The organism is Nisaea sediminum (assembly GCF_014904705.1).
Taxonomy (GTDB): Bacteria; Pseudomonadota; Alphaproteobacteria; order Thalassobaculales; family Thalassobaculaceae; genus Nisaea; species Nisaea sediminum.
Map to the genome: position 1 here is coordinate 312181 of NZ_JACZCQ010000003.1, position 20321 is coordinate 332501.

Here is a 20321-nt window from a genome sequence, read left to right on the forward strand (position 1 = left end):
GTTAAAGGAGAACACCCCGTGGAATTCCTCCATGCACTTTTGATTCAGCCGTTCGCCGACATGTTCATGGAACCGGCTTTCTTCATCGAAACCTTCATCAAGGGCCTGATGGCGGGAGTGCTCTACTCTCTCGTTGCTCTTGGCTTCGTGCTGATCTTCAAGGCTTCCGGCGTCTTCAACTTTTCCCAGGGCGTGATGGCCCTCTTCGCCGCCCTTACCCTGACCGGCCTGATGGAACTCCTCGAGCCGTCGGGTATGCCGAAAGCGCTCATCGTCATCCTCGCCATCGCGGCAACGATCGTCGTGATGATCCTGCTGGCACTCATCATCGAGAGGCTCGTCCTCAGACCGCTGGTGAACCAGGAACTGATCATCCTCTTCATGGCCACGCTAGGGCTCTCCTATGTCCTAGAGGGCGCGGGAGACCTGCTCTGGGGCAGCGACGTGAAGGTGCTCGATATCGGGCTGCCGACCGATATCTGGGATATCAACGGCGTCTTCATCGAACAGCTCGACGTGACCGCGGCGATCGCCGCCGGATCGCTGGTGGCGATCCTCGCCGTCTTTTTCACCAAGACCCGTATCGGACGCGCGCTCCGCGCGGTGGCGGACGATCACCAGGCCGCGCTGTCCGTCGGTATCTCGCTGCAGCAGATCTGGGTCATCGTCTGGTCGGTCGCGGGCATCGTCGCGCTGGTCGCCGGCATCATGTGGGGCAGCAAGTCCGGCGTGCAGTTCAGCCTTTCTCTGATCGCGTTGAAGGCCCTGCCCGTGCTGATCCTCGGCGGTTTCACCTCGATCCCGGGCGCCATCATCGGTGGCCTGATCATCGGCGTCGGCGAAAAGATCGTCGAAGTCTTCTGGTACAGCGTCCATGGCGGCGCTGTTGAGAACTGGTTCGCCTTCATGCTGGCGCTCGTGTTCCTGATGTTCAGGCCACAGGGGCTGTTCGGCGACAAGATTATCGAAAGGGTTTAAGGCGATGCTGTATCGCGAGACAGGCCAGTTCAAACGGAACTACGCCGCTGACCAGCAGCTGTTCCCGATTTTTCAGGACAAGATCCTGCTGGCCGTGATCCTGGTGGTTTCGCTTGCCATCATTCCCTTCGTCATCAACGACTACTGGTCGAAGGCGATCCTGCTGCCGTTCATGGTCTATTCGCTCATCGCGCTCGGCCTCAACATCCTGGTCGGCTATTGCGGACAGATCTCGCTCGGCACCGGCGGCTTCATGGCTGTGGGAGCCTACAGTTCCTACAAGCTCTGCACGGCCTTCCCCGAGATGAATCTTGTCGTCGTGATCCTGCTCTCCGGGGGCTGTACAGCGGCGGTCGGCGTGCTTTTCGGTCTGCCGAGCCTCCGGATCAAGGGCTTCTACCTCGCCGTCGCGACCCTGGCGGCCCAGTTCTTCCTGATCTGGATGTTCAACAAGGTTCCGTGGTTCTACAATTACGAGATGAGCCAAATCACCGCGCCGCCGCGCGAGATGTTCGGCTTCCTCGTCTCCGGACCTCAAGCGACCCCGACGGCGCAGTATCTCTTCGTGCTGGGCTTCCTGGTGGCCTTCACATGGATCGCCCTCAATCTGGTGCGAGGCCGCATCGGCCGGAGCTGGATGTCGATCCGCGACATGGACATCGCCGCGGAACTGCTCGGCATCAAACCGTTGAAGACCAAGCTTCTCGCCTTCGCCGTATCCTCTTTCTACATCGGCATCGGCGGCGCGCTGATCTTCCATATCTGGCTCGGCACGGTCGAAGCGACCGAAGCCTTCGACATCCTGCAGTCCTTCTTCGTCCTCTTCGCCATCATCATCGGCGGGCTGGGCAGCGTGCTCGGTTCCTATCTCGGGGCCGCCTTCATGGCGCTGATGCCGGTCGGGCTGAAAGTCGTGCTGGTGGATTGGTTCGGGATGGTGCCCGTGACCGCGAAGCATATCGAGATCATGCTCGTCGGCTCGCTCATCATCTTCTTCCTCATCAAGGAGCCGCACGGTCTGGCGCGCATGTGGCAGATCACAAAGGAGAAGCTCCGACTCTGGCCGTTCCCCTACTGACCCCGGTCGGTGGGACACGGGGGCGCCCGTTTGGCTGAAATACGCAAGAACCTGAACAGGCCGGAAAAAATCGGCCCACATTAGGGAGGCAAGTATGAGACTTACAAAGACAACCATGGCCATCGCGGCCGCGGGCGTCATCGCCGGCGCGGCGTGGGCCGAAACGGCCCTGGCCGACTATGACGCCTATACCGTTCCGAACCTGGTCTACCGTACGGGCGCCTATGCCCCGAACGGCATTCCGCTCGCGAACGGCTTCATCGACTATTTCAACATGCTCAACGAGCGCGACGGCGGTGTCGAAGGCATCAAGGTCAACGTTGTCGAGTGCGAGACCGCCTACAACACCAAGACCTCGGTCGAGTGCTACGAGAACCTGAAGAACGAAGGCCAGTCCGGCGCTCTCGTCTTCAACCCGCACTCCACCGGCGTGACCTACGCGCTGATCCCGAAGGCGAGCGAGGACAAGATTCCGATCCTGTCCATGGGCTACGGCCGGACCTCGGCTGCCGACGGCACGGTGTTCCCGTACATCTTCAACTTCCCGACCACCTACTGGTCGCAGGCCAGCGCCTTCATCAAATATGTCGGCGCCAAAGAAGGCGGAATGGACAAGTTGAAGGGCAAGAAGATCGCCCTCGTTTTCCACAACTCCGCCTACGGCAAGGAGCCGATCAAGACCCTTGAGACCCTGGCCGGCACTTATGGCTTCGAGCTGATGCTCCTGCCGGTCGACCATCCGGGTCAGGAACAGAAGGCCACCTGGCTGCAGGTCCGGCGCGCCAAGCCGGACTGGATCTTCATGTGGGGCTGGGGCGTGATGAACCAGGTCGCGATCAAGGAAGCCGCCGCCATCCGCTTCCCGATGGACAAGTTCATCGGTGTCTGGTGGTCCGGGTCCGAGAACGACGTCGCTCCGGCAGGTGATGCCGCGAACGGCTATCTCGCGGGCACGATGCACGCGCCGGGTTCCGACTTCCAGGCGATCGCGGACATCAAGAAGCACGTCTATGCCAAGGGCAACGGCGCTGGCGAGGAAGCCCGCATCGGCGAGGTGCTCTACAACCGCGGCATGCTGGAAGCGGTGTTCACCGCCGAGGCGATGCGCAACGCGATCAAGATCCACGGCACAAAGGATATCCGTGGCGAGCATGTGCGTGACGGTTTCGAGGCCATCGATCTCAGCGAGGCCGATTTCGAGCGTCTCGGCCTGAAGGACTTCATGAAGCCGATCAAGATCACCTGTGAGAATCACGAAGGTAACGGTCCGGTTGCCATCCAGCAGTGGGATGCCGCTGCGGGCAAATGGAAGATCGTCTCCGAGTGGATCGAGCCGATGCACGACGTCGTGCGGGCGCTGGTGAAGGAGGACGCGGCCGCCTACGCCGCCGAGAACAACATCACGCCGCGTAAGTGCAGCTGATTTGACCTTACCCTGGACGGCGCCGGGCAACCGGCGCCGTTCTCTCCCCTTCTGGAGGCATGAGACGTGAGCGCTGTCGAACAGGAAACCGGGACGGAAACGCCGATCCTTCGCGTCAACAACATCGAGGTCATCTACGACCACGTCATTCTGGTCCTGAAAGGCGTCTCGCTGGAGGTCCCGCGCGGCGGAATCGTCGCCCTGCTCGGCGGCAACGGCGCCGGCAAGACCACCACGCTGAAAGCCATTTCGAACCTGTTGAAGTCGGAGCGCGGCGAGGTCACGAAAGGCACGATCGATTTCGAGGGTCAGGCGATCCAGTCCATGACCCCGCACCAACTCGTCGAGAAGGGCGTCATCCAGGTTATGGAAGGCCGCCACTGCTTCGAGCATCTGACCGTCGAGGAAAATCTGCTGACCGGCGCTTTCACGCGCGGCGGCGACCGGGTGGGCATCGCCCAGGATCTCGAGATGGTCTACACCTATTTCCCGCGCCTGCGCGAACGCCGCAGCAGCCTTGCCGGCTACACGTCTGGCGGCGAGCAGCAGATGGTCGCCATCGGACGCGCGCTGATGAGCCGGCCGAAGACCATTCTGCTGGACGAACCCTCGATGGGACTCGCGCCGCAGCTGGTCGAACAGATCTTCGAGATCGTGAAGAAGATCAACGAGCAGGAAGGCGTCTCTATCCTGCTGGCCGAACAGAACACCAACGTCGCGCTGCGCTACGCGAAATACGGCTACATCCTCGAAAGCGGCCGTGTGGTGATGGAAGGCGACGCGGAGATGCTGCGCTCCAACGAGGACGTGAAGGAATTCTATCTAGGCCTCAGTTCGAGCGGACGGAAAAGCTTCCGCGACGTGAAACACTATCGCCGCCGCAAGCGCTGGCTCGGCTGAGCAAAACGGCATTCACATCCAATCAACTGGGATCGGCACCCGATGAGCGGCGAATTCTACGACGGGCTCGAAACCCGCAGCATGGACGAGCGCGAAAGCGCACTGATGACCGCGCTTTCGAAGCAGGTGGCGCATGCCAGAGCGAAGAGCAGCTACTATCGGACGCTCCTTGCAGACACGGATCCGGGTGCCGTCACCTCCCGTAAGGCGCTTGCCGCGCTTCCGGTGACCCGCAAGGGCGATCTCCTGGAACTGCAGAAGAAGACCCCGCCTCTCGGCGGGTTGAACGCCGTTGCTCCGAACGCGCTCGGACGTCTCTATATGTCGCCGGGCCCGATCTACGATGCCGAAGGGCTCGAGGCCGATCCCTGGCGCTTTGCCCGCACGCTCTTCGCCGCCGGCTTCCGCAAGGGCGACATCGTCCACAACTGCTTCTCCTACCACCTCACCCCTGCCGGGATGATGGTTGACAGCGCGGCGCGGGCGATCGGCTGCGCGGTCTTTCCGGGCGGCGTCGGCAATACCGAAATGCAGGTCCAGGCCGCGGCGGACCTGAAGCCGAGTGGATATGCGGGGACGCCGAGCTTTCTCAAGATCATCCTCGAGAAAGCCCGCGAGACCGGCGCGGATATCAGCAGCCTGAAGAAAGGCCTGGTCGGCGGTGAAGCCCTGCCGCCAAGCCTTCGCAAGGAGCTCTCAGAACTCGGTTGTGACGTCCTGCAATGCTACGGCACCGCCGATCTCGGGCTCGTCGCCTATGAAAGCCCTGCATTGGAAGGCATGATTCTCGACGAGGGCGTGATCGTGGAAATCGTGCGTCCGGGAACCGGCGATCCGGTGCCCGAGGGTGAGGTCGGTGAGATCGTCGTGACCACCCTCAACCCGAATTATCCGCTGATCCGTTTCGGAACCGGCGACATGTCGGCGGTACTGGCCGGCGCAAGCCCCTGCGGGCGCACCAACCAGCGCATCAAGGGCTGGATGGGCCGTGCCGACCAGACCACCAAGGTCAAGGGCATGTTCGTCCATCCGGGACAGGTGGCCGAAGTCGTCAAGCGCCACCCCGAGATCGCGAAAGCCCGGCTTGTCGTCACCGGGCGGACAAGCGAAGACGTCATGACCCTGCATTGCGAGAGTGCGCAACACGACGATAGTCTCGCCAAGGCCGTGGCCGCCACCCTGCAGGCCGTGACCAAGCTGCGCGGCGCTGTCGAACTGGTCGCGGAAGGCAGCCTCGCCAATGACGGCAAGGTCATCGAGGACGCCCGCAGTTACGACTGATCGCCGGTCCCCGGTGATTTCCCGCTCACTTTAGGCGCCTCTCGAACGTCAGGACTACAGCCCCGCCGTAGTTCCGCGATCGAGAGTGCCATGAGACGTTTCACCGCCATTTTTCTCTTTGTGCTCACCGCCTGCACGACCCCTCCGCAGGTGAAGGAGCTGTCCACCGCGCAGATCGCGTATTTCAACACGGCGATCGAAGCCGTGCGGGCGCAGTCTGATGCCCTCCTCATCGCCGCCGAACGGATCAAGCGGGACGCCGAAACCCGGATCAAGGCCCGCACCGTCTCCAGCAGGCTCGATGTGCGCGACGCCCTCAGTCCGCCTCAGGAACAGGGACGGCTCGATCCTACGGTCGTGAACGATCTGCTGAAAGGTCTCGAGAGCGCCAAGGAGAACGAGCAGCAGAACATCGCCAAGCTGCAAGCGACCATCGACGAGATCAAGGTGAAGACCGGAGAATTGAACAGCTACATCGCCAAGATGAAGGACGTACAGATCGCGCTCGATGCCTTCCTCCAATCCGAGGATGCGGGCGAGAGCGTGGTGCAGAACATATTGAAGCACCCGAATGTCGGGTATCTGCTCGAATCCGTCTCCGACACCTTGCCAAGGCTCTCCGATACGACGGAAACCCTGAAACGCCTCCTCGACGATCTGCCGAGCGCTTGACCTCCCACGGACGGAGACCCGACATGAACATCGAAGACCTGAACGCAAAAATTACGGTTTTGATGAACGAAGCGGACCGTCTGACCGGTCCCGAGCGCGCTTTGCTCAGGATCGAGATCCGCAATCTGCAGAACGACATCGACGGCGCCTCGAACCAGGACATCCTAAAGCGTCTGAACGCGGTCAAATTTCCGGACCTCCGTGAAATCGACCGGCAGATCGAGGCTGCGAGGACCGCGGCGTCGGACGCCGCGAAACGCGAGGCCATCGGTGTCGCCCTGAAAGTCCTGCGCGTCGGCCTCGGATTTGTGCTCTAGCACCATCTGCCTTGTTCCCGGCACCGTCTGGCGCGCGGACGCAGTTCGCTCCACAATCCCTCATTCGGTTATCTGCCGAGGGGGGAAACAATGGCGGCAAAAGTCTCCGCAATCGAAACCATTCGCATCGAGGAATTCCCGAACCTGCTCTGGGTCCGCGTGGTCGCGGACGACGGATCGGACGGTCTTGGCGAGACCTTTTACGGGCCGGGCGCCGCGGAAGCGCATATCCACGACATCATCGCGCCCTACCTTCTCGGGAAGGACCCGCACCGGATCGAGCAGCACCAACGCAGCCTGACCGGCTATGTCGGTTTCAGCGGCGCCGGCGCAGAGATGCGCGGCCGCTCCGCCGTCGACATCGCGCTCTGGGATCTCTTCGCCAAGTCGAAGGACATGCCGTTGCATCAGGCGCTCGGCGGCGCCGTACGCGACAGTATCCGCGTCTACAATACCTGCGCCGGGACACGCTACGTACAAAACCGACCGACCCAGGGCACGGATAATTTCGGCCTCGATGTCTCAAGCGACGGTTATGAGGATCTCGATGCCTTCCTGAACCGTGCCGACGAACTGGCATCCAGCCTGCTCGACATGGGTATCACGGCGATGAAGATCTGGCCGTTCGACTATGCCGCGGAAGCCACGAGCGGCCATCACATCTCTCCCCGCGACCTCGCGACCGCCATGGCGCCGTTCGAGAAGATCCGCGAGAAGCACGGCGACAAGATGGACATCATGGCCGAACTGCACTCGATGTGGGACCGGCCGACCGCGATCAAGCTCTGCCGCGCGCTCGAGAGCATCGAGCCGCTCTGGGTCGAGGATCCGGTCTTCATGGACAATCTCTCCAGCCTTGACGAGGTCGCGCGCGCCACCGCCGCGCCCATCGCGGTCGGCGAGACACGCGGCAGCCGGGCCGACTATCGCCAGCTCCTGGAGATGGAATCCCTCAGCCTGATCATCACCGACATCGCCTGGGGCGGCGGCGTCTCCGAGGCACGCAAGATGGCCGCGATGGCGGATGCCTGGCATGTACCCGTCGCTTTCCACGACTGCACCGGTCCGGTGGTGCTGGCGACCTCGACCCACCTCGCACTCAACACCCACAACTGCTTTATCCAGGAGATGGTGCGCGCCTTCTATTACGGCTGGTACGGGACCCTCGTCACCCAGCTCCCGCCGGTCGAGAACGGCCGCATCCGCGCGCCGGACGGGGCCGGCCACGGCCTCAGCCTGCAGCCCGATATTCTCAAGCGCCCGGATTGCCACATCCGCCGGTCATTACTTTAAGAACGCCGCGTAATTATCTGAATTAAAGGTACTATCAATGATAGAACTCTGGATCCCGATCACCATCGCGGCAGCCTTCTGCCAGAATTTGCGCTCCGCCCTGCAGAAGCATCTGACGTCGAAGCTCAGCACGTCCGGCGCGACCTTCGTGCGCTTCTTCTACGCCGTACTGCCGGCTTGGCTCTATGTCTGGTTCCTGCATGATTTCGTCGGGCTGGAGATGCCGGATCCGCATCCCCTCTTCTTCGCTTATGCGGCGCTCGGCGGAGCGACCCAGATCGCGGCCACGGCACTGCTGGTCTACCTCTTCGCCTTCCGAAACTTTGCCGTCGGGACGACCTATTCAAAGACCGAGACGGTGCAGGCGGCGATCTTCGGCATCGTCATCCTCGGCGATCCGCTGACCGCGGGCGCCATGGTCGCCATCATGATCAGCTTCGTCGGCGTGCTGGCAATCAGTGCCGCCAAACAGGCTGCCGGGATCAGGGGGATCGTGCTCTCGCTGACCAGCAAGCCGGCGCTGATCGGGCTCGCCTCCGGTGCCTGCTTCGGCGTCTCGGCGGTCTCCTACCGCGCCGCCTCACTGTCCCTCGGCGGCGAGGGCTTCCTCATCCAGGCGGGCTTTACGCTCGCCTGCGTCACCATCATGCAAACCGTGGCGATGGCGATCTACATGCGTTCCCGCGAGCCCGGACAGATCACCGCCGTGCTGCGAAACTGGAAAGTCGCCGCCGTCGTCGGTCTAAGCGGCATGGCCGCATCGGCCTGCTGGTTCACCGCGATGACGATCCAGAACGCCGCCTACGTCCGCGCCCTCGGCCAGATCGAGCTCGTTTTCACCTTCGCGGCGTCCTATTTCATCTTCAAGGAGAAGAGCAGCCACATGGAGCTTGTCGGCATCGGCCTCGTGGTCGCCGGCATCTTCGTCCTGCTGCTGAACACGTGACACGTCCCTGCGCACATCCGCCGCGGCAGGCGCTGCGTAGAAGGGACGTCAGGAGGTTCTCGCCATGCAACTCGCCCGTATCATCCTTCGCGCCGGCGCCTTCGCCGCGTTGCTTTTCATGACGACGCCGGGAAACGCGGCGGCCACGAGCGCCCATGACTTTTCCTTCGTCTCCATCGAAGGCGACCCGCTGCCGATGAAATCCTACGAGGGCAAGGCGGTGCTGGTGGTGAACACCGCGTCCTTTTGCGGCTTCACGAAGCAATATTCCGGCCTGCAGGAGCTCTGGCAGAAATACCGCGACCGCGGGCTCGTCGTGCTGGGGGTGCCGTCCAACGATTTCGGCTCTCAGGAGCCCGGGACCGAAGCCGAGATCAAGGAATTCTGCGAGGTGAATTTCGCCATCGACTTCCCGATGACCGAGAAGCAGGTGGTTTCCGGCGACGGCGCGCATCCGTTCTACCGCTGGGCGGCGGAGGAACTCGGCCCGATGTCGAAGCCCAGATGGAACTTCTACAAGATCCTGATCGGTCCGGATGGGCGCGCGGTAGACTGGTTCGCATCCACAACCGCGCCGTCTGCGGACAAGCTCACCCGCGCGGTCGAAGCGGCGCTGCCGCGCTGACACTTAGCCTATTTGGAGATTCTGATCTTCGCCTCGGCCACTTCGCCCGGCATCTCCGGCGCGGGCACCAAGCGATGTCGGGTCGTCGTATCGTCGCCGTCATCATCTCCATTATCCCCGCCGAAGCTCATCACGGCCGCCCCCATGGCGAGCGCGCTGAAGGACGCGAAGAATGAGAAGCAGAGAAGGAACGGCCCGAGCCAGACTGGCTCCGACTTCATGCTGAGCGTCGCGAGGCCGGCAACGTCGAAAAACAGCAGCCCGGCCCCGATGGCAATTCCGGCGCCGCCGCCGATAACACCATGGCCGAAGAGAAAACGCAGCATCGGAGATTTGATACGCATGTCAGCCCCTCCTTCAGGGTCTAACGATTAGAATAGGCTGCCGCTGCCCCTGAAACAATTGCGCAGGTTGCCGCATCCCTCGCCCGGAGGTTCGGCATTGTCTCTTCCCGATCCCCGTGCCGGTGCGTTATCAGTTTAAAAAGGAATCGGGTCGGTTTGGGCAACTCGAACGGGAAACGGCGATGAGCGACAAATCAAGCCAAGATGGTATCAGAACCGGCTGGATGCGTGAGCTGCGCGTCAACGAGCGGCGCGCTTTCGACCGCGTTGTGTTCCGGATCGGCGGCGAACTGTCGCTCCCCGATGGCTCCAAGGTGCCGGGAGAGATTGTGAACGTCTCCCTCGTCGGACTGCTGTTTACTCCAGCGGTTCCCGTTTCCTACCGGGGCGAGGCGTTTCTCGACATCCCCGGCGAGGTCTCAAACCTGAAGATCGGTATCGTCGACACCAGCGATGTTGGGCTTCACCTCGAGACACTCCCGCACGATACCGACATCCGCGATCTCGCCCTGAAGTATCCTGCGATCGCGCGCCTTTTCCTGCCCTACATCTACCAGTACGATAGCGAGGACTGAGCCGGACCCGGTTCGGGGATCCGACTACCGTCCGAACTGAACACTCCACGGCTATACCACCAGACGCACCGGTTAGAACGGAAGTAGGTCCGTCCCGAAAAAGGATGTCAGATCCGAAATCTTTCCATCTCCCCGTCCGAGAACTCTGGCAGCACAGACCTGGTGCATGTCCTGCTCCCGCCAAGAACCGCGCGATCTCTCCGAACGGACGGGCTTTTGTCTGAAGCGTCATGTTCCGGGACTTTGGCGCGAGCAAAGAAAGGCACAAAGGTCATCGGAAACTGCTCTCTAGCCCTTTCCAACGGTTGATCGGCCGTCAGAACCCGAGCGTTTATCTTCTTCATGACAAATTGTCTCAATCCGGGGCAGACAGGCGGGACCGGTCAGTCTTGCGTCTTCCGGAACACGCCGTAGATCGCCCTTACCTTGTCGGCAAAATCCGGATTCCCCGGCAGATAGGGCATCGGTGGCGAGACGTGGCGCTCGGTCCAGTGTCCAGCCGCTTCCAGCCGCGCGAGCATGTCGGCGATGCCCCTGGACTGCCAGAAATCGTCTCGGCTGGTGAACACGACGACGCCACCCGGCCGGAGGACCCGCAGCCATTCCCGGAAGATCGGCTCCTCCTCGAGATAGGTGAGCACCCCGATACAGAGAATCCCGTCGACGCTTTCGTCCCCGAGCGCCAGCCTCTCGTTCAGATCCGCATAGTCGAGACGGTCGTACACCTTTTTCACGCGTGCGGCATCGAGACTGTCTCGCGATGCATCGAACCCGATCAGTTCGCCGCCCGCGCCAGCCGCCCTGAGCGCCGCCCCGGTCATGCCGGTACCACACCCGCAATCGAGGATGCGCGCCGTCTCGAAGCCGGCAAGATGTTCCTTCAGCAGATCCGCCGCCCGTTCCGGCGCCTCGTAGCCCCAGTCCGCCAGTTCCCTGTCGTAGCTGTCCGCCCAGGCGTCGTAGCTCTCGGCGTTCTCGGACCCGATACGGGAGACCTTCCCGTCTGTCCTGATGATCTTCTCATGGCTCATCGCACAACCTCCCTTTGCGGGAAGCCTAACATCCCGGACGCCCCGATTCCGGCCGCCGGGCAGACTCTCCCACGATGCGGGACGGGATTTCAGGTGAAGGCTGCGGAAGACGGTGCCGAAACGGTCAGTGCCATTCCAATCCGGACAAGGAGGTGCTGACCGTCGTTCCGGCGGCACCGGCGAGGACCGCCTGCAGATCCGCCAGCGATCCGATAGCCGCCTTTCGGCCGGTTCTTTCGGCGAACAGACAGGCGGCCTCCACCTTCGGCCCCATCGATCCGGCAGGGAAATCGAACGCGCGTAGCGCGTCCGGCGTCGCGACCCGGATGGCTCTCTGCTCCGGCGTCCCCCAGCCGGCATAGACCGCGTCCACGTCCGTCGCCATGAGATAAAGATCCGCATCGAGTTCGCGGGCGAGGAGTTCGCTCGCCAGATCCTTGTCGATCACCGCCTCGATGCCGCGCAGCTTCCCGCTTTCGTCACGGACCGTCGGGATCCCGCCGCCCCCGGCACAGATGACAATGGCCCCTCTCTCGATGAGCCAGCGAAGCGGCCGCATATCGACGATCCTTTTCGGTTGCGGCGAGGCGACCACGCGGCGCCACTTTTCTCCGTCCAGGGCGATTGACCAGCCTTTCTCTGCGGCAAGCCTGCGGGCCTCATGCTCTGCATACACCGGCCCGACGAATTTCGTCGGATTCGCGAAGGCCGCATCGTTGCCATCGACCTCGATCATGGTCAGAAGGGTTGCGAGCGCCGCCTCCCCGGGGAGAAGATTTCTCATCTCCTGCTCGAGCATGTAGCCGATCATACCTTCGGTCTCGGCGCCGAGCACATCGAGAGGAAAGGCGCCGTTCGGCTCGTCAGCGGCGGTCTGGAGTGCGAGCAACCCTACCTGCGGGCCGTTTCCATGGGTGATCACCAGCTGGTGCTCTCCGGAGAACGGCGCCAGTGCCTCGGAGGCGAGCCGCACGTTCCTGCGCTGGTTTTCCGCCGAAAGGGTCTGCCCGCGCCGCAGCAGGGCATTGCCGCCGAGCGCCACCACGATCCTCATCGCTCACCCCTTGTTGCCATCCTCCGGAACGGTAGACGCATCAGACGTCGGATGTAACGTATGAGCATGAATTCGCCGCCCCGCTCGATGGATATCCGGATACTGAAACCGGCCAGCCACGCACCGGCGACCTTGGCGATCTTATTACGTCATGCGCCCCAAACCGGTCGTGATCCGCGCCGTCTCCGGCGAGGTCGCGACGGTCGATGCGTTGATGACAGTGAAGCAAGTATAAGTCATACAAATATTCGCAAACCGCGCCATAAATTGTCAATTAGTAGTACTTTTTGTCATACTGAGTGTTGCTTGCGGGACGCGCCCACGATAGCCTTCCATCGTTTGTTGCCGAGCGATCTAAAAATGCGCTCTTATACCCACACAAGAATTAATAGCAGGCGATCTCAATCGTCGAGGGAGGAAAATCGTGACTATCAAATCTGCATTCATCGGAATGGGTGCTGCGGCACTGCTGGCGACCAGCGCTTTGGCGGAGCCGGTCACCCTGCGCATCCAGAACCACTATTCGACCGAACACCCGATGGGCAAAGCGATCGCCCAGTTCGTCGACGACGTCCAGGTGATGTCGGGCGGCGATATCACGATCGAGATGTTCTACGCCTCGTCGGTTGTCGGCACGACAGAGACCTTCGATGCCGCAATCAGCGGCGTTCTGGACTGCGACATGACCGGCGGCGCCTACCAGACCGGCAAGAACCCGGCTTTCCAGTTCGTCGGCGACATCATGGGCGGCTACGACACGCCGTGGCAGCAATATAGCTGGCTGCACTATGGCGGCGGCAAGGAAGCCGCGGAGGAACTGTACAACGAACAGAACATGCATCTTGTCGGCTGGACGATCTACGGTCAGGAATCCCTGTCGTCGTCGAAGCCGATCGCCAGTTTCAAGGACCTGAAGGGCTGGAAATTCCGCTCCCCGCCCGGCATGGAAACCGAGATCTTCGAAGAGCTCGGCGCCTCGCCGATCGTGATGGACTTCACGGAAATCTTCACCGCGCTTGAGACCGGCATCATCGACGGCGCCGATGCATCGGGCCTCAACAACAATGTAGGCCTCGGTCTCTACGACATCGTCAAGCATGCGACCTATCCCGGTTTCCACTCGATGCCGTCGGATCACCTGGCGTGCAATCTCGATGTCTGGAACGGTCTGACCGAACAGCAGCGCCGGATCATCGACACCGCGATGCAGAAGCTGGGCTTTCAGGTCGCCCTTGCCAACGAGAAGCTGAACGCCGAGGCGGCTGCGATGCTGCAGGCAAAAGGCATCAAGTTGTATGACTGGTCCACCGAAGATCGCGCAGCCTTCCGCGCGGCTGCCCAGACCGCCTGGAGCCGTTGGGCCGAGAAGAACGAGCAGACCCGCAAGCTCGTCGAGAGCCATCGCGCCTATCTGAAGCAGCTCGGCCTGCTGAAATAAGACCAACGACCTGATTCCTGAAAAATGAAGAGCGCGAGTCCCCCATCGGGGGGCTCGTGCGGTTCCGGTTTCTTGGGCCGTCGAAACGTCCGGAGGGGCAATGGGAATGAACGCGGAAAGCTTGTGGCTGGGCCGCATGCGCAAACCGGTACGGCTGGCCTTTCTGGCCTTCGCCGGCGCAGCGGTTCTGCTCTACGCATGGCTTGTCGCCAACGCGCTTCTGTTCGAGGACGCCATCAGCATGTTCGACATGATCCGCCCCAAGGGACGGTTTGTCGTTTTCGCCATGCTGATCTCGCTTGCCGGAGCCATCCTTCTTGCCTCGATCTATTTCTCGGACACGCGCGGCGCGATCGAACAGGAACCGGACGGTCTCTTTGACATCATCTCCCTTGTGACATCACGGCTCTCGATGATCATGGTCGCCTTCATCGTTCTGGTGATGCTGTACGAAGTGGTCTCCCGCTACGTATTCGCCCGGCCGACGCTATGGGCCAATGAACTGTCCCTCTGGATCGCCGGCTTCGTGTTCCTGTTCGCGGGGCAGTACGCGATGCAGCAACGCAGCCATATCCGGATCTACGTGATCTACGACATGATGCCCCGCTGGATGCAGAAGACGGCGGACGTGGTGTCGCTGATCCTGCTGCTGTTCTTTACCTTCGCGCTCGTCTGGGGCGGCTATTCCGATGCAATGCGGCGCATGCTGCGCCTCGAGACCTTCGGCACGGCCTGGGACCCGCCTATTCCGGGAACGCTGAAGCCCGCCATCCTGATCATCATTCTGCTCGTCACCATCCAGGCGGTCTCAAACCTGATCGCCGACTGGAACAAGGCGCCGGAGCACCACAGCCCGGCGGACGAGATCGACGAAACCGAGATCGACAAGATCCGACAGACGCTGGGAAGCTGACCGCATGGAATTCCTCGATCTCTTTGCCTGGATGAAGGTGGCCGACGTTGCGACGCTCAGCGTCGTTCTCCTGCTGGCGATGTTCGTCCTGCTCGCCATCGGCATGCCGCTCGGCTTTGCTTCCGCCTTCCTCGCCGTCCTGGTTCTGATCATGAAGTTCGGACCGGATCTGCTGTTCAGCCGGTTCGGCTACGGGCCGCTCTCGGTCGTCGGCCAGGCGGTCTACCGGCAGATGACCAACTACGTGCTCATCTCGGTGCCGCTGTTCATCTTCATGGCGGCCCTGCTCGAGCGCTCCGGCATCGCCAAGGATATGTACAACTCCCTCAATGTCTGGCTCAGCCGGACGCGGGGCGGGATCGCCATCGTCACCTCCATCATGGCGGTGATCATGGCGGCGATGTCGGGCATCATCGGCGGCGAAGTCGTGCTGCTCGGCCTGATCGCGCTGCCGCAGATGCTGCGGCTCGGCTACAATCAGAATCTCGCGATCGGAACGATCTGCGCCTCCGGCTCGCTGGGCACGATGATTCCGCCCTCCATCGTCCTGATCTTCTACGGGCTGGTGACGGAGACCTCGATCAAGGCCCTCTTTACCGCCGCCTTTCTCCCCGGTTTCGTCCTGGCATCGTTCTTCATCCTCTACATCCTGCTCCGGACCAACCTGAACCCGAGCCTGGCACCACTCCCCGAAGAGGACCCGGACGCGCCGAAAGGCTGGGAAAAAGCCTTGCTGTTCATCGGCTTCCTCTCGCGCTTCACGCTCTGGCTGACCGGGTTCCTGCTGCTCCGTGCGCTATTTTTCACCGTGACCGGAGAGAACGAGGTGCGCGAGGGCGTGGATCCGATCGCTCTCGGCATGGTCTCGGACATGCCCTACATAGCCGCTGCGGGAGCCTTCGCCCTCGTCCTGATGCTGTTTGTGGTCGGTAAGGAGCGCTCCCGCCTGGGTTGGGAGATGGGCAAGGGGCTCGTCGCCCCGATCGTCGTGATCGGCGTCGTGCTCGGGTCGATCTACATGGGGATCACCGGCATCACCGAGGCGGCAGGCATGGGCGTCGTCGCGGTTTTCGTCATCGGCCTGATTCGGCGCGAGATGACGTTCGAGATCGTCTGGGACAGCCTCATGCGGACCCTGAAATCCACCGGGACGATCATCTGGGTCACCATTGGCGCTGCCTCCCTTGCCGCCGCATACACGCTTGCGGGCGGCCCGACCTATGTCGCAAACACCATCACCGCGGCGGAACTGCCGACCATGGGCATCATCCTGGTGATGATGCTGATATTTCTGGTGATGGGCATGTTCATGGACTGGATCGGCATCGTGCTGCTGATCATGCCGGTCTTCCTGCCGATCGTGCTCAAGCTGCCGGTCGAGGAGATCGGTTTTCTGGGCGCCCTCGACCCGAAATCCGTGGCGGTCTGGTTCGGCGTCGTGTTCTGCATGAACATGCAGGTGAGCTTCCTGTCCCCGCCGTTCGGCCCGGCGGCATTCTATCTGAAATCGGTCGCCCCGCCGCATATCACCCTGACCGCCATATTCCGCGGGTTCCTGCCGTTCATCGCACTTCAGCTTGCCGCCCTGGCCGTCCTGCTGATCTGGCCGTCGATCGTGACTCTGTTCCTGTAGCGGGGGGAGCCTGCGATTCGTTCGTCACGACCCGCTGCGCATGACGGCCCACTCCGTCGCCATGACGCGGCGAGAGGTCTTCTGACTGATATCTTGGGAGAGAAATTGGTGGAGCGGAGGAGGATCGAACTCCCGACCTTCGCATTGCGAACGCGACGCTCTCCCAGCTGAGCTACCGCCCCACCGATGCCGGACACGGGTCCGTCCGGCGCGGGGGAGACTGATAGTCGATGCCGCCGGGCATTGCAAGGGCAAAGAGCGCCGTTCCGGGAGGCGTTGTCCAACGCGCCCCGATACCTATATAGACAGGGCGAAAACATGGCGGCGCCAAGCGCTTGCCGTCCGCGCGGACGGGCGGTACGGTCCGGTGCGCACATCTCAGAAGGACGGATAAGATCCCATGCAGTCGGTGCTGATTCTCGTCGATACGGTCGTCCAGCTCTATATCTACGCCCTCTTCATCTTCATCATTCTAGGCTGGCTCGTGCAGTTCAACGTGATCAACACGGGCAACCGCTTCGTCTATCTGGTGATGGATTTTCTCTACCGGGCGACCGAGCCCCTGCTGCGCCCGATCCGCAATGTCATGCCTAACCTCGGCGGGCTCGACATCTCCCCGATCATTCTCGTCCTCGGGCTGACCTTCGCGCGCAACCTGATGTGGGAATATCTCGGCTAGGACCGGCTTCCCGATGCCGCCACCGGCCGCCGCGCAACCGTTCGAACTGGTGCCTGAAGGGTTGCGCCTGCGTGTCCGCCTCACCCCGAATGCCTCCCGCGATGCCATCGGCAGTGTCGCACTTGACGCCGAAGAGGTCGCCTGGCTGACAGCCACCGTCACCGCCGCTCCCGAGAATGGCCGCGCCAACAAGGCCCTGATCAAGCTGCTCTCGAAGAGCTGGAAAGTCCCGAAGAGCAGCATCGAAGTGAAGTACGGCGCCACCCAGCGGCGCAAGACATTGCTGATTGCCGGTGACGGGCCGGACCTGGCAGCGAAACTGAACGACTGGCTGAATGAAACAGGGGATTGAACCCATGAGCACTGCCGAGATCATCGACGGAAAAGCCTTCGCGGCCGGGCTGCGCGTGCGGATCGGCTCCGCCGTCACCGAGCTGAAAGCGAAATACGGCGAGGTCCCCGGCCTCGCCGTCGTTCTGGTCGGCGAGGATCCGGCAAGCCAGGTCTATGTCCGCAACAAGGGCAAGCAAACAATCGAAAGCGGCATGGCCTCTTTCGAGCACAAGCTCGACGCCTCGACGAGCGAGGAGAGCCTGCTGAAGCTGATCGCCGAGCTAAATGCCGATCCGGCGGTCGACGGCATCCTGGTGCAGCTTCCCCTGCCCTCGCACATCGACAGCCAGAAGGTGCTGGACGCGATCGATCCCGAAAAGGACGTGGATGGCTTCCATGTCGTCAATGCAGGCCGGCTCGCGACCGGCGGCGACGCGCTGGTGCCCTGCACCCCACTCGGCTGCCTGCTGCTGCTGCGCGACCGGCTGGGCGATCTCTCGGGCAAGCATGCGGTCGTGGTCGGACGCTCCAACATCGTCGGCAAGCCGATGGCCGCCCTGCTGCTGCGCGAGAGCTGCACCGTCACCGTCACCCACTCCCGCACCGCCGATCTTCCGGGCGAGTGCCGCCGCGCCGATATTCTGGTCGCCGCCGTCGGCCGGCCGGAGATGGTGAAGGGCGACTGGATCAAGCCGGGCGCCACGGTGATCGATGTCGGCATCAACCGGGTCGACGCGCCGGAAAAGGGTGAGGGCAAGACCAAGCTGGTCGGCGACGTCGATTTCGCCAGCGCCTCGGACGTGGCCGGCGCGATCACTCCGGTGCCGGGCGGCGTCGGCCCGATGACCATTGCCTGCCTGCTGCGCAACACCGTCGAGGCCGCCTGCCGCCGCCGCGGCTGGGCGATGCCGGCACTCTGATCAGGCCTTCGGAGGCCGCCCGTAGCGGATCACACCCTTGGCCTCCGAAAGCGGTACCGGCTTACCCTTGCGGAGCGCGACCAGTTCGCCTTCCGCCTCGAGCACGACGGCGACCCGTTCGATCTGCCGCAGCAGCGCGCGCCAGGCGGGTTTCGGTCCTGACGGATCGCCGCCCGCCGCACGGCCGAACTCGCTCGGCGAGAGCGATCCACCGCCCGCTCTCTCCAGCGCGTCTTGCATCAGCGTCTTCAGCGTCGCGTCATCCATCTTTCCATTCCGTCCTGCTATACTTATATCGCCTGTGATGATCCGAATTCGGCCGCGCGTCCACCCACAAGAGATGCCGCCCGGGGAACTGCGCTTGGGGGAGCGATATGACCGGTAGTCTGGATGCCCTTTTCGCGGCCGTCGTCGCCTTCGTCGGCGGCCATTTCCTGCTCGGCTGGCCGAGCGTCCGCGCCGCCCTGATCGAGCAGCTCGGTGCCATGAGGTTCCGCGCGGTCTTCTCGCTCGCCTCGATCGTCGCCATGGTCTGGATGGTGATGGCCTATGGCGCCGCTCCCTACATGGCGGTCTGGGAACCGCCGCTCTGGACCCGCTGGATTCCCAATCTCGTGATGCCTTTCGCCTGCATCCTGCTGGTCACGGGCTATAACCCCTTCAGCCCGACGGCGATGGTCCGCGAGGAAGATTTCGACGACCCGCATCTGGTGCACGGCATCCTCACCGTGACCCGGCATCCGGTGATGTGGGGCATCGGCCTCTGGGCGCTGGCGCATTTGACGGTGCGCGGCGACGCGGCCTCGATGATGCTGTTCGGCGGCATCGCCGTCCTGGCCTTCGTCGGCATGATCAAAATCGACGCCAAGAAGCGGGCGGAGTACGGCGCCAAATGGGCGCCTTTCGAGCTTTCCACCTCGGTCGTCCCCTTCCGTGCCGCGCTTGACGGCAGGACGGCGGTCGACTGGAAAGGGATCGGCTGGCTCCGGCTCGGCGGCGGTCTTCTGCTCTGGGCCGTCCTGCACGGCGCCCACCCCTGGATCGCCGGGGTGAGCGCGGTACCGGTGTGAGACTGGCAGCGTGAGCGGTAGCCCCGGGTTCCTCGTCATCCTCGGCGGTCTGCCGGGTACCGGCAAGAGCTCCATCGGGCGCGAGCTCGCGGCGCGGATGCCGGCGCAATATCTCCGTATCGACACCATTGAGGGCACGCTCCGGCGGATCCGGCCCGAACTCGGGGATCTGCGCGATTCCGGCTACTGCATCGCCTATGCCCTCGCCGCGGACAATCTCCGGCTCGGCCATTCCGTCATCGCGGATAGCGTCAACCCGATCGAGATCACCCGCTCAGCCTGGCGCGATGTCGCCAAGCAGGTGGATACCGACTTCATCGAGATCGAGATCTTCTGCTCCTCGCCGGACACCCACAGGCGCCGGGTCGAGGAGCGCTGGCGCGCCCATGACGGGAGCGGCGTCCCGGACTGGGAGGCGGTCCGCAATCGGCATTACGAGCCCTGGGACAGCGCCACGGTCCGGATCGACACGGCCGACGCGACGCCGGCCGCGTGCGCGGAGACACTCATCGAACGGCTCAGGACCGCTCAGCCGACTTCGTAGCGGCCGCGGGTCAGCAGGATCAGCAGCACGAACATCAGCGGCACGACGGTGAGTGCCGGCAGGATGATCGCCGGATAGCCGAAGAGCGCGATCGCGCCGATCCAGAGCAGGGCGCAATTGATTAGGAAATAGGTGAAGGCGGAGACCCCGCCGGTCTTCAGGTCGCGGGCGATCCAGCCGATCAGCGGAATGGCGTAGAAAAGTCTGCTCAAGGTCAGTGTCCTCTTTCGGTCGTGTCGAGACACCGGAAGTGACATCGCAACTTGCGCGCAAC

Annotated in this window: 24 protein-coding genes and 1 tRNA gene; 19 read left to right on the forward strand and 6 right to left on the reverse strand. The window is 62.7% G+C overall.

Going from position 1 to position 20321, the window contains the following annotated elements; genetic code table 11:
- Nucleotides 1-18: 18 nt before the first annotated feature.
- The 10 genes from IG122_RS06515 to IG122_RS06560 all read left to right on the forward strand — a co-directional run bounded on the left by IG122_RS06515 (nucleotide 19) and on the right by IG122_RS06560 (nucleotide 9513).
- Nucleotides 19-978 carry a branched-chain amino acid ABC transporter permease gene (locus IG122_RS06515; RefSeq protein WP_319024828.1) on the forward strand — a complete coding sequence of 320 codons (960 nt, stop codon included), beginning with the start codon at nucleotides 19-21 and terminating at the stop codon, nucleotides 976-978.
- Nucleotides 979-982: 4 nt separating this feature from the next.
- Entirely contained in the window at nucleotides 983-2056 is a 1074-nt protein-coding gene (locus IG122_RS06520; protein ID WP_193181676.1) for a branched-chain amino acid ABC transporter permease, read from the forward strand.
- A gap of 94 nt (nucleotides 2057-2150) precedes the next feature.
- Nucleotides 2151-3479, forward strand: a complete 1329-nt coding sequence (locus IG122_RS06525; RefSeq protein WP_193181678.1) for an ABC transporter substrate-binding protein — start codon at nucleotides 2151-2153, stop codon at nucleotides 3477-3479.
- A gap of 66 nt (nucleotides 3480-3545) precedes the next feature.
- On the forward strand, nucleotides 3546-4379 hold the full coding sequence (locus IG122_RS06530) for an ABC transporter ATP-binding protein (protein ID WP_193181680.1): 834 nt from the start codon (nucleotides 3546-3548) through the stop codon (nucleotides 4377-4379).
- A 42-nt stretch (nucleotides 4380-4421) separates the two neighbouring features.
- Nucleotides 4422-5660 carry a phenylacetate--CoA ligase family protein gene (locus IG122_RS06535; protein ID WP_193181682.1) on the forward strand — a complete coding sequence of 413 codons (1239 nt, stop codon included), beginning with the start codon at nucleotides 4422-4424 and terminating at the stop codon, nucleotides 5658-5660.
- A gap of 90 nt (nucleotides 5661-5750) precedes the next feature.
- A complete protein-coding gene (locus IG122_RS06540) occupies nucleotides 5751-6332 on the forward strand; it encodes a hypothetical protein (protein ID WP_193181684.1) in 582 nt (193 codons plus the stop codon).
- A gap of 23 nt (nucleotides 6333-6355) precedes the next feature.
- The gene (locus IG122_RS06545) at nucleotides 6356-6649 is read left to right on the forward strand and encodes a hypothetical protein (protein ID WP_193181685.1); all 294 of its coding nucleotides are present in this window, start codon (nucleotides 6356-6358) and stop codon (nucleotides 6647-6649) included.
- A gap of 90 nt (nucleotides 6650-6739) precedes the next feature.
- On the forward strand, nucleotides 6740-7942 hold the full coding sequence (locus IG122_RS06550) for a mandelate racemase/muconate lactonizing enzyme family protein (RefSeq protein ID WP_193181687.1): 1203 nt from the start codon (nucleotides 6740-6742) through the stop codon (nucleotides 7940-7942).
- A gap of 37 nt (nucleotides 7943-7979) precedes the next feature.
- Complete coding sequence (locus tag IG122_RS06555) at nucleotides 7980-8888, forward strand: DMT family transporter (RefSeq protein WP_226893374.1); 909 nt, start codon at nucleotides 7980-7982, stop codon at nucleotides 8886-8888.
- A gap of 64 nt (nucleotides 8889-8952) precedes the next feature.
- The gene (locus IG122_RS06560; protein WP_193181689.1) at nucleotides 8953-9513 is read left to right on the forward strand and encodes a glutathione peroxidase; all 561 of its coding nucleotides are present in this window, start codon (nucleotides 8953-8955) and stop codon (nucleotides 9511-9513) included.
- A gap of 8 nt (nucleotides 9514-9521) precedes the next feature.
- Here IG122_RS06560 and IG122_RS06565 read toward each other — a convergent pair whose 3' ends face one another.
- Nucleotides 9522-9857 (reverse strand): hypothetical protein, encoded by a 336-nt coding sequence (locus tag IG122_RS06565; RefSeq protein ID WP_193181691.1) that lies wholly within the window; start codon nucleotides 9855-9857, stop codon nucleotides 9522-9524.
- 182 nt (nucleotides 9858-10039) lie between these two features.
- Here IG122_RS06565 and IG122_RS06570 point away from each other — a divergent pair, with 182 nt between their 5' ends.
- Nucleotides 10040-10432, forward strand: a complete 393-nt coding sequence (locus tag IG122_RS06570) for a hypothetical protein (protein ID WP_193181693.1) — start codon at nucleotides 10040-10042, stop codon at nucleotides 10430-10432.
- Nucleotides 10433-10815: 383 nt separating this feature from the next.
- Here the strand turns inward: IG122_RS06570 and IG122_RS06575 are convergent, their stop codons facing one another.
- Both IG122_RS06575 and arcC read right to left on the reverse strand, forming a co-directional pair.
- Nucleotides 10816-11463: a class I SAM-dependent DNA methyltransferase gene (locus IG122_RS06575; RefSeq protein ID WP_193181694.1), complete on the reverse strand. Its 648-nt coding sequence runs from the start codon at nucleotides 11461-11463 to the stop codon at nucleotides 10816-10818.
- Between the two features lie 124 nt (nucleotides 11464-11587).
- Nucleotides 11588-12517: a carbamate kinase gene (gene arcC / locus IG122_RS06580; protein WP_193181695.1), complete on the reverse strand. Its 930-nt coding sequence runs from the start codon at nucleotides 12515-12517 to the stop codon at nucleotides 11588-11590.
- A 424-nt stretch (nucleotides 12518-12941) separates the two neighbouring features.
- On the opposite strand from arcC, the gene IG122_RS06585 reads away from it, so the two are divergent.
- The 3 genes from IG122_RS06585 (at nucleotide 12942) to IG122_RS06595 (ending at nucleotide 16501) form a co-directional block, all read left to right on the forward strand.
- Nucleotides 12942-13955: a TRAP transporter substrate-binding protein gene (locus tag IG122_RS06585; RefSeq protein WP_319024829.1), complete on the forward strand. Its 1014-nt coding sequence runs from the start codon at nucleotides 12942-12944 to the stop codon at nucleotides 13953-13955.
- A 106-nt stretch (nucleotides 13956-14061) separates the two neighbouring features.
- Complete coding sequence (locus IG122_RS06590; RefSeq protein WP_193181697.1) at nucleotides 14062-14868, forward strand: TRAP transporter small permease subunit; 807 nt, start codon at nucleotides 14062-14064, stop codon at nucleotides 14866-14868.
- Nucleotides 14869-14872: 4 nt separating this feature from the next.
- Nucleotides 14873-16501 (forward strand): TRAP transporter large permease, encoded by a 1629-nt coding sequence (locus IG122_RS06595; RefSeq protein ID WP_226893375.1) that lies wholly within the window; start codon nucleotides 14873-14875, stop codon nucleotides 16499-16501.
- A gap of 106 nt (nucleotides 16502-16607) precedes the next feature.
- Here the strand turns inward: IG122_RS06595 and IG122_RS06600 are convergent.
- Nucleotides 16608-16683, reverse strand: a tRNA-Ala gene (locus IG122_RS06600).
- 218 nt (nucleotides 16684-16901) lie between these two features.
- Here IG122_RS06600 and IG122_RS06605 point away from each other — a divergent pair.
- From IG122_RS06605 to folD, 3 genes are read left to right on the forward strand one after another with little or no spacing between them, the layout of a single operon-like run.
- The gene (locus IG122_RS06605; RefSeq protein WP_193181699.1) at nucleotides 16902-17180 is read left to right on the forward strand and encodes a YggT family protein; all 279 of its coding nucleotides are present in this window, start codon (nucleotides 16902-16904) and stop codon (nucleotides 17178-17180) included.
- Nucleotides 17181-17193: 13 nt separating this feature from the next.
- Complete coding sequence (locus tag IG122_RS06610) at nucleotides 17194-17532, forward strand: DUF167 domain-containing protein (RefSeq protein WP_193181701.1); 339 nt, start codon at nucleotides 17194-17196, stop codon at nucleotides 17530-17532.
- 4 nt (nucleotides 17533-17536) lie between these two features.
- Nucleotides 17537-18433, forward strand: a complete 897-nt coding sequence (gene folD / locus IG122_RS06615; RefSeq protein ID WP_193181704.1) for a bifunctional methylenetetrahydrofolate dehydrogenase/methenyltetrahydrofolate cyclohydrolase FolD — start codon at nucleotides 17537-17539, stop codon at nucleotides 18431-18433.
- On the opposite strand, the gene IG122_RS06620 is transcribed toward folD, so the two are convergent.
- Entirely contained in the window at nucleotides 18434-18700 is a 267-nt protein-coding gene (locus IG122_RS06620; protein ID WP_193181706.1) for a DUF3253 domain-containing protein, read from the reverse strand. It lies immediately after the preceding gene.
- A 107-nt stretch (nucleotides 18701-18807) separates the two neighbouring features.
- Here IG122_RS06620 and IG122_RS06625 point away from each other — a divergent pair, with 107 nt between their 5' ends.
- On the forward strand, nucleotides 18808-19503 hold the full coding sequence (locus tag IG122_RS06625; protein ID WP_193181708.1) for an NnrU family protein: 696 nt from the start codon (nucleotides 18808-18810) through the stop codon (nucleotides 19501-19503).
- A gap of 10 nt (nucleotides 19504-19513) precedes the next feature.
- Nucleotides 19514-20047 (forward strand): AAA family ATPase, encoded by a 534-nt coding sequence (locus IG122_RS06630; RefSeq protein WP_193181711.1) that lies wholly within the window; start codon nucleotides 19514-19516, stop codon nucleotides 20045-20047.
- On the opposite strand, the gene IG122_RS06635 is transcribed toward IG122_RS06630, so the two are convergent.
- Nucleotides 20032-20259 (reverse strand): hypothetical protein, encoded by a 228-nt coding sequence (locus IG122_RS06635; protein ID WP_193181713.1) that lies wholly within the window; start codon nucleotides 20257-20259, stop codon nucleotides 20032-20034. The genes IG122_RS06630 and IG122_RS06635 overlap by 16 nt on opposite strands.
- Nucleotides 20260-20321 lie beyond the last annotated feature (62 nt).

Excerpts from the sequence above, each read along its gene's own strand:
- IG122_RS06520 (WP_193181676.1), top strand. The coding sequence starts at position 983 with ATGCTGTATCGCGAGACAGGCCAGTTCAAACGGAACTACGCCGCTGAC.
- IG122_RS06525 (WP_193181678.1), top strand. The coding sequence starts at position 2,151 with ATGAGACTTACAAAGACAACCATGGCCATCGCGGCCGCGGGCGTCATC.
- IG122_RS06535 (WP_193181682.1), top strand. The coding sequence starts at position 4,422 with ATGAGCGGCGAATTCTACGACGGGCTCGAAACCCGCAGCATGGACGAG.
- IG122_RS06540 (WP_193181684.1), top strand. The coding sequence starts at position 5,751 with ATGAGACGTTTCACCGCCATTTTTCTCTTTGTGCTCACCGCCTGCACG.
- IG122_RS06545 (WP_193181685.1), top strand. The coding sequence starts at position 6,356 with ATGAACATCGAAGACCTGAACGCAAAAATTACGGTTTTGATGAACGAA.
- IG122_RS06550 (WP_193181687.1), top strand. The coding sequence starts at position 6,740 with ATGGCGGCAAAAGTCTCCGCAATCGAAACCATTCGCATCGAGGAATTC.
- IG122_RS06555 (WP_226893374.1), top strand. The coding sequence starts at position 7,980 with ATGATAGAACTCTGGATCCCGATCACCATCGCGGCAGCCTTCTGCCAG.
- IG122_RS06560 (WP_193181689.1), top strand. The coding sequence starts at position 8,953 with ATGCAACTCGCCCGTATCATCCTTCGCGCCGGCGCCTTCGCCGCGTTG.
- IG122_RS06565 (WP_193181691.1), bottom strand. The coding sequence starts at position 9,857 with ATGCGTATCAAATCTCCGATGCTGCGTTTTCTCTTCGGCCATGGTGTT.
- IG122_RS06570 (WP_193181693.1), top strand. The coding sequence starts at position 10,040 with ATGAGCGACAAATCAAGCCAAGATGGTATCAGAACCGGCTGGATGCGT.
- IG122_RS06575 (WP_193181694.1), bottom strand. The coding sequence starts at position 11,463 with ATGAGCCATGAGAAGATCATCAGGACAGACGGGAAGGTCTCCCGTATC.
- arcC (WP_193181695.1), bottom strand. The coding sequence starts at position 12,517 with ATGAGGATCGTGGTGGCGCTCGGCGGCAATGCCCTGCTGCGGCGCGGG.
- IG122_RS06590 (WP_193181697.1), top strand. The coding sequence starts at position 14,062 with ATGAACGCGGAAAGCTTGTGGCTGGGCCGCATGCGCAAACCGGTACGG.
- IG122_RS06595 (WP_226893375.1), top strand. The coding sequence starts at position 14,873 with ATGGAATTCCTCGATCTCTTTGCCTGGATGAAGGTGGCCGACGTTGCG.
- IG122_RS06605 (WP_193181699.1), top strand. The coding sequence starts at position 16,902 with ATGCAGTCGGTGCTGATTCTCGTCGATACGGTCGTCCAGCTCTATATC.
- IG122_RS06610 (WP_193181701.1), top strand. The coding sequence starts at position 17,194 with ATGCCGCCACCGGCCGCCGCGCAACCGTTCGAACTGGTGCCTGAAGGG.
- folD (WP_193181704.1), top strand. The coding sequence starts at position 17,537 with ATGAGCACTGCCGAGATCATCGACGGAAAAGCCTTCGCGGCCGGGCTG.
- IG122_RS06620 (WP_193181706.1), bottom strand. The coding sequence starts at position 18,700 with ATGGATGACGCGACGCTGAAGACGCTGATGCAAGACGCGCTGGAGAGA.
- IG122_RS06625 (WP_193181708.1), top strand. The coding sequence starts at position 18,808 with ATGACCGGTAGTCTGGATGCCCTTTTCGCGGCCGTCGTCGCCTTCGTC.